The sequence below is a fragment of the Psychromonas sp. genome (assembly GCF_983033635.1).
Window position 1 is genome coordinate 24,800 of record NZ_CEZLMY010000007.1, and the last position, 10,606, is coordinate 35,405.

Below are 10,606 nucleotides of genomic sequence, written 5' to 3' on the forward strand. Positions count from 1 at the left end.
ATAAGATGAATTAATTCATCCAGACAGGTTTGTCAGCAGCAATTTTCGGTTTTCAAAAATAGCATCAGCAGCTAATGAGGCGAGTATATTTTCCCGTTTTAAGTTTGCTTTAACCTGCCCATAACCATCAATAACTAAAACCTCAATGCCCATTGCCTGCGTACTAACAATCATCTCTTCAATCGCTTTGCTTGCACTGTAATCAATTGCCTGAATATCAGATAGATCTAGAATTAATAACTGATAATTTTTTTGTTGTGCAAGTTTATTGGTTAACGATTTAGCGACACCAAAACTAATAGCAGAGCCAAAATGAAACAATAAAACTTCTCTGTTTTTTGCTAATAACCCTAATGCTTTTCGTTCTTGATCATCTAAAACACCCGCTTCTGTACCATTTCTAAACAGCGAAATACTGGCAAATTGTAAATCAGATTGACGTTTAACAAACAGTAACGATGCAGCCACCAAACCGACGGCAACAGCCAAAATAAGATCCACAAAAACGGTCATAAACAAGACGCTAAACATGATAACAACCCCTGCGCGTGATGAGCGGTGTACCCGTTTTAAATATTGCCAGTCAATAATATCAGCACCGACTTTAATTAGAATTCCTGAAAGTACAACATGGGGGATATAACTGGCAATCCCGCCTAAACCAAGTGCTACAGCTAATAAGATAAGTGCGTGAAACATACCTGAAAGCTGCGTTTTACCGCCCGCTCTCACATTTATCATAGTACGCATCGTTGCACCGGCGCCGGGTAAGCCCCCAAAAAAGCCCGACACCATATTACCGATACCTTGCCCAAACAGTTCTTTATCTGAATGATGAGTTGTACGGGTAATATTATCGGCAACTAATGATGTTAATAATGAATCAATCGTCCCCAATATCGCCAAAATCAATGCAGATTTAAGCATATCTGGTAATAAAACCAGTTCGATTGTAGGCAGGTGCAGAGTTGGCAAGCCCGATGGAATGTCTCCCAGAATAGAAACGCTATTTTCAGGCATAAATAACAAGACAACCATCGTTCCCAAAACCAGTGCCAATAAAGGCGATGGTATATATTTAGAGATCGATCGCGGAGTAAAAAACACAATACCTAAAGACAAACAACCTAAGAGCAAGGTTAACCAGTTAACAGCGCTTAGCGCCTCAGGCAAGTTCATTAACGAACTTAGCGTATCTGATTCAGCTTGATGCCCGAGCAATGGTGCAAGTTGTAAAATAATAATAATAAAACCAATACCACTCATAAAGCCGGAAATAATAGGCTGAGGTACATAGTTGATATATTTACCTATTTTTAAAACAGCAAACAAAATTTGCAACGCTCCTGCCATAATTACAACAGTAAAAGCTATAGCAGTACCGTTTACAGGATCGAGTTGCATATAATGCGCAAAGATAGCGGCCATCACCACCGTCATTGGCCCTGTAGGTCCTGATACTTGTGTTGCTGTGCCGCCAAATAGCGCTGCAAAAAAACCGACACAAATTGCACCATATAACCCTGCAATAGGACCAATACCCGATGAAACACCAAACGCAAGTGCCAATGGTAAGGCAACCACTGCCGCGGTTAATCCGCCAAAAATATCACCTCGAAGGTTAGTAAGCTTTAGCTGCGGTAAAAATGACATAAATTAGCCCTTTGAATCTGTCTTATCTTTATTATCAGTATTATCAGTATTATCAGTATTATCAGTATTATCAGTATTATCAGTATTATCAGAGCCAGATGATAACTCACTACGCCATAAAATAACCTTACACTGCATACACGCATGATAATGTTTACTATTATCTGGATTTTCTTTAGGTGATTTTAATAAACGCTTAACAGTTTCTGTACAACCACAATAACGGCAACATAATGTTCCATCTTCATTTTGAGACTTCTCGAGTTTTTTGTACTCTACTAAGAAAGGTAATGTTTCCCAATCCGTTTTACGGGCAGGTTTATTATGAATTAGCACAAAGTAAATAATAGCGATAATAACAAAAAGAATCAGATATTCAGTCATGACTTTCCTTAACGATAAGTTTTCGCATTAATATAGATTGATAAGATAAAAGTAATAACTTGCCTTTTGATCCTATCCCTATTTATCCATGATTTTCAGGTAAAAAAAAAGCCTCACGAAGACGTGAAGCTTTTTTCTTGAATTGGTGCCCGGAGACGGACTTGAACCGTCACGCTCAGAAAGCGAGGGATTTTAAATCCCTTGTGTCTACCAATTCCACCACCCGGGCGGTTACTTAAGTCGTTCTAAGTAAGTGCGGCGAATTATATAGAACTTTTATTACAGCGCAAGCAGTTAAGATAAAATAATTTAATAAAAGCGTTCAATTGCTTACAAATCAGGCAAACCCGATGGTTACCCTATTTTCCTTGCTTAAAGTGCTTAAAAATACAGCGCCATTACAAATTGTATTAAGCAACGAAGCATACTCCGCAACTTATAAGCAAATGTGGGTTCAGGTCGTTTACCTAAAAAATTAGTAGAAATAACTTATTACACAAATTTGTAATAATGTATTTTTAATACAATTGTTTTTTTGATTTATTTATGAAGTAGTTTTCTCAAAGAGATGAGTGGCGAACTGCAATATTGTTTCATACAATTACTACGTAGTAATAATTCCTCCCCACAAAAAGATGTACATTTTAATACTGTTTAACAAAACAGCGAATTAAAACCAACCAAGGTCAAAAAAGATGCTTATTAAACATAAATTAACCATCAATACCGCAGGATTCATTTTAAGCATGATAGCCATGCTGTTATTAATTAATTTCTCCTCCTCTTCACTGCAAAAAGATATTCAAATCGTACAACATCTCGGAGAAATCGAAGTTAATATTTTACAGTTAAGGCGACATGAAAAAGATTTTATTATGCGCAAAGATGTTAAACAGCTCGATAAATTCAATCAGCGAATTTCTATTTTAAACGATGATCTTCATCATATTAGTGAACAGTTAAATTCAATCGGCGTTTCCAGTACAGAAGCGATGCAGTTAAATAAAATATTGGCTGAATATCAACAGAATTTCACCGCGCTGGTAAACACTCAACAGCGTATTGGTTTGGATTCTAAAAGTGGCATTTATGGAAAACTAACAAAAGCAGTAAATGAAGCCGAAAAGGCGATTGGTGATGTGGATTATCGCGCATTAAGCATGATGCTCACACTAAGGCGTAATGAAAAAAACTTTATGCTTCGTTTGGAAGATAAATACGTTAAAAATTTCCAGGATAATTTCCAAAAATTAGATAATATAATTTACAAAAGCTATTTACCTCACTCACAAAAATCCACCATTAATAATGCGCTAAAAATTTACCATGATGCATTTTTAGCTTTGGTTAAAGAACAAAAAAAATTAGGCTTTCGAGCCGATCAGGGTTTACAAAATGAGATGCGCAGCACCGTTCATAAAGTTGATGACATTTTAAATACATTGTTAACAAAAATTAACAGTGCAGTGGTTGAATATGTTAGCTCTATTAATCAGTTAACCTACTCTATTTTTACCTTTGCTATCATTCTTGGCGCATTAATCTCTTGGTTCATTGGCAAAGGTGTTATTACATCAATTACACTCATTAAAAGCTCAATGGTAGAGGCCGCAGAAACAAATAACTTAACGATTAATATCAAGTCAAAAAGCAAGGATGAATTAGCCGATATGGCAAATGCATTCAATAATATGATTGCTAATTTCCAACATTTAATCGTTTCTGTTAATCAAACCGTCGGAAGTGTTAATAGTGCGACAGAGACACTCGTAGATAACATCCAACAAACAAACACAGGTGTTGCATCACAAATGCAGGAAACTGATATGGTTGCAACAGCCGTAACAGAAATGGTGGCAACAATTGAAGAGATTGCAAGTAATACAACCGATGCCGCAGATAAAGCACAGCAAACCAATAAAAATGCAGGCAAAGGCATGCAGGGTGTTGAAGTAACAATCCAGCAAATCACTGTGTTGTCAGAAAAATTAGTTGAATCTGAGGCGGTAGTTAATGAGCTTGCTAAAGATAGTCAAACAATCGGCTCTGTATTGGATGTTATTCGCGGCATTGCAGAACAAACGAACTTACTGGCACTCAATGCCGCTATTGAAGCGGCCCGTGCAGGAGAGCAGGGACGAGGTTTTGCTGTTGTTGCGGATGAAGTACGTTCGCTCGCCAGCCGCACACAAGAGTCGACCAAAGAGATTGAAAATATCATTGGCACTTTACAAACGAGAACGCAAAGCATTGTCACGCTAATGACAGAGTGTCGAAATGAAGGAGAGGAAAGTAGCAATCAAGCAGGAGAAGCGGGTCGCATGCTTGAAGAGATAAACAGTGATGTGGTGAACATTATGGATATGACTACCGCCATTGCGACCGCAATTCAGGAGCAAAGTGCGGTAGCATCAGAGGTGAACCGCCATATTGTTTCTATCCGTGATGTTGCTGAAACAGCAAGTGTATCCGCACAACAAAACGAACAGATGAGTGGAGAGTTATCACAACAGGCAAATGCCCTAACCAGCGAGATAGATCGATTCACTATCTAACTCACTAAAGACCTATAAAGCCTTGCTCAGAATAACTGATGCAGGGCTTTTTTATACCCAAACCACATGGAAATACAGACGGCTTAGGTATATCTGCTTTATAATTTTTTAGTCTTCAAAAAGAGGCATTTTCTTAAGGTAACATGTTAATAAAACAATGCGAACACCATTTACACGGCCTTCAATATGCTCAGGATTATCAGTTAATGAGATATTACGTACTGGTGTTCCTCGTTTAGCGGTGAAGTTACCGCCTTTCACATCTAAGTCTTTAATTAAAGTTACGTTATCACCCGCAACTAAAATAGTACCGTTAGAATCACGTGTAGGTGGCACCTCTTCAATATCATCGGCAGCAACACCATAGTCAGCCCACGCTTTTTGCTCATCTTCCATATACATCATGTCAAGCAGGTCTTGTGCCCAACCTTCCGATTTGGCTAAACGCGTTAACATGCGGAACGCCGTTACTTGTACAGCAGGAACTTGACTCCACATGCTGTCATTTAAACATCGCCAATGGTTATTATCCATCTCGCTGTTTTTTTCAATTTGTGAAAGACAAGTTTCACAAACTAGTACCGATTTATCTGAATTTGGCTCAGCAACAGGTGGTACTTCATAAACAGAAAGATTATCGGTTGCGCTACATAGCTCACATGCTGAGTTATTACGCTCTAACAGGATTGTTTTAATTGGCATGAATTAACACCTTAAAAATTGGAGGGAATAAAAGTGGCGCTTATTATACCCAAGCCACTTAAAAATGCGAGTTTCGGCATTTTAAGTGGCTTATTCCCAAGATAGAATTAGTCGCAAATACTCACTGTATTACCTGATTCCGTTTCACTTATCACATTCAATAATGAATACTCAAGTAACCCCGTATCATAGGTATCTTGTTCCAGTGACTGAATCATCACACCACCTGCATAGCTCATTGCATAATTAGTTTTATAGATAACCGTTGGAATACCGTTATAATTCCGATCTTTACTTTCATCGATACAGGCATACGCACGTTTGACATCAATAATATCAGCGTAACTGTCTACGCTATCACCGCGCGAATAAAAAGGGATGCCAAGCACCAATTTATTTTTGATTAAGCAACGTTCTGTCCAGTAATCGATGGCATCGATGGCATCTTGTTTAGATGAGTGGAGATTATCACTATTTGTTGAATCAAAAGCTCTGACATTAACAAAATCTACATAATCAAACACCGAGCTGTCAATTGAGTCAGCAAGGTCTTCGTCTTCACCTGAAACAACTGCAATACTAAAAAAATAACCGTTATCCCATAACTTATCTGAAAGTTTTTCCACTAAATCTTCAAAAAGTTCTCCTTCATCATCATCCGATGGAAACTGCCAATTCAGATCAACCCCTTCGAGATCATTGTCTTCAACGAACTCAATAACGTTGTCTACAAATGTATTAGTAATAGAGGAAGAACTCGCAATGGTCTTAAGATTGCTGGCATTGCCATCTCCGCCAATGGAAATGGCAACTTTGACCCCTGCCGCTCTAGCAGATGCAATCATATCTTCAAAGTCATCCACTTCATCATCATCAAAAGTGACTAAACTTGCATCTGCATTAACCTCTAAATAACCGTAAATAAGATGTGTTAACTGTTCATAATCTACATCTTCCATGTTATCCGTATCATCGCCATCCCAATAAGCGACTTTTTTAAAAGTCACCGCAGTGGTGTCTGTTTCACAAACCTCCGGATCTTTTTCCCAGTCCTCCGGAAACATTTTCTCGAATAGCCCCTCACAAGCCGTTAAACAGGAAACAGCCAAAAAACAAAGCATTAACTTGGCCGTTTTGTTATTAAAAGTTCTTAGGATATTGAACAAGTAACTCTCCGTTAATCTATTTATATGAAAGCGGATAATATCGCTTACCTAAAGTCTTGAAGCAAGCTAAAATACGTTTTTATATCCAAACCACTTAATTAGGTGAAATTCCATGAATGAAACACTAAACATTGCAGAGCAAACGCTGGTCCTGCATCGTCATCCAAGAAATAAGCAAGAGACGCTACAAGCATGGGATTCTGCTGATGAATACCTGATTAACTACTTTAATGAGAACCAGCTTGAGAAACACCTTGGTGAAGATGAGCAAATACTACTGATTAATGATGGTTTTGGCGCTTTAAGTTGTTATTTCCAAGAATTTGAACGTACTGTTATTTCAGACTCATACCTGTCACTAAGTTCAATTAAACTCAATATGCAGCGTAATAACTGCCCTGAAGAAAATGTTCTTATTCAGGACTGCTTACAAAGCTTTCCTAAGAATGTAAAAATTGTTTTAATTAAAATACCGAAAACACTTGCTTACCTTGAGTTTCTTTTACAGCAACTGCGTGATGTTTTATCACCAGAAACGATTGTTGTTGCAGCGGGTAAAGTAAATATGATTCACAACTCTACACTGCAGTTGTTTGAACAATATATTGGCAGCACAAAAACCTCATTGGCTAAAAAGAAATCCCGCTTGATTTTCAGCTTGGTTGAGCAGCAAGAAGTTCCTGAGAAAGAGATCGCTCTGACTTGGGAAATAGAAAAACAGGATTGGAAAATTCATAACCACGCCAATGTATTCTCCCGTAATCATCTCGATATCGGTGGTCGTTTCTTAATGGATAATTTACCGGAAGGCGATTTTTCTAAAATCGTTGATTTAGGCTGTGGTAACGGTATTGTCGGTATGGCTGCATCACAGGCTTATCCAGAAGCACAAATTACCTTTATTGATGAATCTTATATGGCAGTTGACTCTGCACGTATTAATATGCTGAAAAATTTACCGGAAGAGCAAACTGACAATGCCCGTTTTGTAGTGAATAACGGTCTGGTTGGTTTTAAACCGAGAACTTACGATCTTATCTTATGCAACCCTCCATTCCATCAGCAACAAGCGATTACCGACCATATTGCTTGGAGCATGTTTAATGATGCTCGTTTCTGTTTAGCTGATGGTGGTGAACTTGTGATTGTGGGTAATCGCCACCTTGATTACCAAGACAAGTTAGAACGTATTTTTGGTAACTGCGAATTAGTCACAGAAAACAAAAAGTTTGTTATTTTACGTGCTGTAAAAATGGATTAATTTCCACAAAAACAATTAAAAAAGGCAACTCAATGAGTTGCCTTTTTTGTTTCTGAAATTCAGTGACAAGCATAAAAAAACCGCTTAGTTTCTTGTAAACGGTTTTAAATTTGTCAGATAGATTATTTTATGAAATCTAAAATACCCACTGAATTAGCAAATACGAACAGGATACCTAGTGGCGCAACGTAACGTAATAAAACCATTACAATGGAGAACTGCCAATCCGCCAGGCCAAACTCTTCTTTAACCACTTCAGACTTCATCACCCAACCAGCAAACACTGAAATTAATAATCCACCAAGAGGCATTAAAACATTTGCGGTTAAATAATCTAACATATCAAAGATGTTACCACCCATGAAACCAAAGTTAATTTGTGCCCACTCAGTGCCTGCTAAAGAGAAGACTGTACCAAGACTGCAAATCCAGATAGCTAGACCTGCAATGATCGCAGCTTTAACACGAGGCAATCCTTGACGTTCTTCAAGGTAAGCAGCAGTCGCTTCAAGTAAAGCAATTGCTGAAGTAAATGCAGCAAATACAATCATGATAAAGAACAGGGTACCAACAAAATCACCCATTGGCATTGAACCAAACGCAATAGGAAGAGATTGGAATAAGAGACCTGGACCTGCACTTGGCTCTAAACCATGCGCGAAAACAATCGGGTAAATAGCTAAACCGGCAATTAATGCAACCATAGTATCGGCAATAGCAATCATAATAGAGGTTTTTGCAATCGACACACCTTCAGGCAGGTATGCTCCGTATACCATCATAATACCTGACGCTAAACTTAGGGTGAAAAAGGCATGACCTAATGCCACTAATACACCTTCAATAGTAAGTTTAGAGAAATCGATATCAAACATAAATGAAAATGCAGCAGCAAAATCCCCCACTACAGCAGAATAAAGCATAATAGCGACAAGTAAGACTAATAATGCAGGCATTAAATAGGTTACTGCCGTTTCAAGGCCGCCTTTAACACCTTTAGAGATAACATAGATAACAGCAACCATGGTTAATGTCGTCCAGATAAGCAACTGTGGAACACTGCTTACTAAGTTACCAAATAAGGTACCAATTGCTTCAGCATTTGTCGCAGGATCAGCTGCGGCTGCGCTAAATTCGCCAGTTCCGGCGTAAAACACGTAAGCACCCGCCCAACCGGCGATAACAATATAAAAGCTTAAAATTAAGAAACCAGCTAATACCCCCATTGTACCGATAACCGACCAATGTGATGAATGACCGGCTTCAGTAGCAACATGAGCAGTAGCATTGGCTGGTGTGGAGCGACCACGTTTACCAATTACAACTTCGGCCATCATTATCGGAATACCGATAAATAATACACATAAAAGATAGACAAAAACGAACGCACCACCGCCATTTTCTCCCATAATATATGGGAATTTCCATATGTTACCTAATCCTACTGCAGCTCCCGTTGCTGCTAAAACGTATGCGTATCGACTTGACCATCGATTCGAAACATGTGTATCCATATTCATTTAAAGTCCTTTAATTAATAATATATTTGCCTTTATAGACAGAATCAGAAGCAAATTCAAGCAAGCGAGAATGGTATATTTACCAAGAAATCACATACGAAAAATCAATCTGCGAATTATTATGCAACAATTTCACATAAAGCCTCGCAAAAGACGGTTTTTACAGCATAAACAGGTAAAAACAAAAGCCAATCACCTTGCGCGCAAATTTAACAAAACGGGAGCAAGTTAACATCAAAATCCAGCTGATTATGCGCAATTGGTTTATTGATTTGCAGATCTAGAAAATATAGAAGGATTTGCCATATTAATAATTGGCGTATGGAAGCGTTGCTGTGAATTACATACAAAGAAGTAGATCTTCATTGTAAATAGATAGGCTGACTAGAAGATAAAACAAACGTCTTTGTCTATCTTCTAACCAACCTATTTATAGAAGAGTAATTAAATATTATTTACTATGTTTTTAACTAATTGCGGGCCGTGATAGATAAAACCTGAGTAGATTTGTACCAAGCTTGCACCTGCATCTATTTTTTCTTTTGCAGCTACCACACCATCAATACCACCAACCCCAATAATCGGGATCTGACCATTTAAGTGAGATGCAAATTTTGCAATTACAATCGTGCTTTTACTTTGCAGAGGACGACCGCTTAAACCACCCGCTTCACTTGCATGCGACATACCTTTAATTATTTCACGATCCAGTGTTGTATTGGTCGCAATTAAACCGTCTATTTTATATTTAAGCAGTGAACTGGCAATTGATTCAATTTCTTGATCACTTAAATCAGGTGCGACTTTTAATGCAATAGGTACGTATTTATTATGCTTTTCCTGAAGTTCTGCTTGACGTATTTTTAAAGCATCCAATAACTCATCAAGTGCTTCACCATATTGTAATGAGCGTAATCCCGGAGTATTTGGAGATGAAATATTTACCGCAATGTAACCTGCATATTGATAAACTTTATCCATACAAAGTAAATAATCATTTTTCCCCTCTTCAACGGGTGTTGAAAAGTTTTTACCTATATTAATACCTATAACACCTTTAAAGTTACTCTCTTTTACATTGGCAATTAGATTATCAACACCGTGATTATTAAAACCCATGCGGTTAATAATACCTTCTGACTCTAATACGCGAAATAATCGCGGTGACGCGTTACCGGGTTGAGCAACTGGCGTTACCGTACCGATTTCAACATGCCCAAAGCCCATTGCACCAAAACCATCAATACACTCACCGTCTTTATCAAGACCGGCAGCTAAACCCAGTGAGTTAGGGAAAGTTAATCCCATTATTTCAATCGGGCGTTGTTGTACTTTTTGACGATAAAAAAGATCCAAGATCGTACC

Annotated in this window: 8 protein-coding genes and 1 tRNA gene; 2 read left to right on the forward strand and 7 right to left on the reverse strand. The window is 38.1% G+C overall.

Annotation, left to right across the window (positions count from 1 at the left end):
* Positions 1-15: 15 nt before the first annotated feature.
* From AC4GME_RS01840 to AC4GME_RS01850, 3 genes are all read right to left on the reverse strand, one after another.
* Positions 16-1,653 (reverse strand): SulP family inorganic anion transporter, encoded by a 1,638-nt coding sequence (locus AC4GME_RS01840; protein ID WP_490377447.1) that lies wholly within the window; start codon positions 1,651-1,653, stop codon positions 16-18.
* 3 nt (positions 1,654-1,656) lie between these two features.
* Positions 1,657-2,037, reverse strand: a complete 381-nt coding sequence (locus tag AC4GME_RS01845) for a hypothetical protein (protein WP_490378940.1) — start codon at positions 2,035-2,037, stop codon at positions 1,657-1,659.
* A 143-nt stretch (positions 2,038-2,180) separates the two neighbouring features.
* Positions 2,181-2,266: transfer RNA gene (locus AC4GME_RS01850), tRNA-Leu, on the reverse strand.
* Positions 2,267-2,732: 466 nt separating this feature from the next.
* On the opposite strand from AC4GME_RS01850, the gene AC4GME_RS01855 reads away from it, so the two are divergent.
* Positions 2,733-4,592: a methyl-accepting chemotaxis protein gene (locus AC4GME_RS01855; protein ID WP_490378941.1), complete on the forward strand. Its 1,860-nt coding sequence runs from the start codon at positions 2,733-2,735 to the stop codon at positions 4,590-4,592.
* A 108-nt stretch (positions 4,593-4,700) separates the two neighbouring features.
* Here AC4GME_RS01855 and AC4GME_RS01860 read toward each other — a convergent pair whose 3' ends face one another.
* Together AC4GME_RS01860 and AC4GME_RS01865 are read right to left on the reverse strand one after the other, a co-directional pair.
* Positions 4,701-5,294, reverse strand: a complete 594-nt coding sequence (locus AC4GME_RS01860) for a PhnA domain-containing protein (RefSeq protein ID WP_490377268.1) — start codon at positions 5,292-5,294, stop codon at positions 4,701-4,703.
* A gap of 107 nt (positions 5,295-5,401) precedes the next feature.
* Positions 5,402-6,460 (reverse strand): glycosyl hydrolase family 18 protein, encoded by a 1,059-nt coding sequence (locus AC4GME_RS01865; RefSeq protein WP_490377267.1) that lies wholly within the window; start codon positions 6,458-6,460, stop codon positions 5,402-5,404.
* A 112-nt stretch (positions 6,461-6,572) separates the two neighbouring features.
* Between AC4GME_RS01865 and AC4GME_RS01870 the strand changes: the two genes are divergently transcribed.
* Positions 6,573-7,721 carry a methyltransferase gene (locus AC4GME_RS01870; protein WP_490377266.1) on the forward strand — a complete coding sequence of 383 codons (1,149 nt, stop codon included), beginning with the start codon at positions 6,573-6,575 and terminating at the stop codon, positions 7,719-7,721.
* A gap of 122 nt (positions 7,722-7,843) precedes the next feature.
* Here the strand turns inward: AC4GME_RS01870 and AC4GME_RS01875 are convergent, their stop codons facing one another.
* Positions 7,844-9,241, reverse strand: coding sequence for a sodium-dependent transporter (locus AC4GME_RS01875; RefSeq protein WP_490377265.1), 1,398 nt, complete (start codon positions 9,239-9,241; stop codon positions 7,844-7,846).
* 444 nt (positions 9,242-9,685) lie between these two features.
* Positions 9,686-10,606: quinone-dependent dihydroorotate dehydrogenase (pyrD, locus tag AC4GME_RS01880; RefSeq protein ID WP_490378942.1), on the reverse strand; the 921-nt coding region annotated here is incomplete at its 5' end.

What these genes read in the sequence shown, in the direction of transcription:
- AC4GME_RS01870 (WP_490377266.1), top strand. Translation starts at nt 6,573, where the DNA reads ATGAATGAAACACTAAACATTGCAGAGCAAACGCTGGTCCTGCATCGT.
- AC4GME_RS01860 (WP_490377268.1), bottom strand. Translation starts at nt 5,294, where the DNA reads ATGCCAATTAAAACAATCCTGTTAGAGCGTAATAACTCAGCATGTGAG.
- AC4GME_RS01875 (WP_490377265.1), bottom strand. Translation starts at nt 9,241, where the DNA reads ATGAATATGGATACACATGTTTCGAATCGATGGTCAAGTCGATACGCA.
- AC4GME_RS01845 (WP_490378940.1), bottom strand. Translation starts at nt 2,037, where the DNA reads ATGACTGAATATCTGATTCTTTTTGTTATTATCGCTATTATTTACTTT.
- AC4GME_RS01840 (WP_490377447.1), bottom strand. Translation starts at nt 1,653, where the DNA reads ATGTCATTTTTACCGCAGCTAAAGCTTACTAACCTTCGAGGTGATATT.
- AC4GME_RS01855 (WP_490378941.1), top strand. Translation starts at nt 2,733, where the DNA reads ATGCTTATTAAACATAAATTAACCATCAATACCGCAGGATTCATTTTA.